The 274-nt window shown below is 51.5% G+C and carries 1 protein-coding gene; it reads right to left on the bottom strand.

What is annotated here, in order from left to right:
* Window positions 1-274 (bottom strand): YhcH/YjgK/YiaL family protein (locus tag FDX22_RS20595; RefSeq protein ID WP_146717697.1); only part of this gene is annotated, 274 nt, incomplete at both ends.

The raw sequence follows: 274 nt of genomic DNA, 5'->3' as shown, positions 1-274 counted from the left end.
ATCTTCCCGGCTTCAGTACGATCGCCTGCTCATCGGCAATCTCGCTGCACAGCTGATAGTCATCCTCAACATGCATCTCATCGCACTGGCGAGCAGAATCGGTCATCCCGAACAGAATGCGTTCTTCGCCGGACAACAGCACCTGAATATCAATGTACTGCTGATGCAGTTCCGCTTTCTTTTGCTCTGGGCTCTGCGTCGCAAACTGCATGACATTCATAAAAATAGTATCGCCTTGCAACGCGTAGCGCCCTGGTGTCTTCTCCTGAGGATT

Source organism: Citrobacter sp. TBCS-14, from assembly GCF_005280805.1.
Classification (GTDB): Bacteria; Pseudomonadota; Gammaproteobacteria; order Enterobacterales; family Enterobacteriaceae; genus Citrobacter; species Citrobacter gillenii.
The sequence above is the reverse complement of the archived record's forward strand: the minus strand, read 5'-3'. Positions and strand labels throughout refer to the sequence as shown.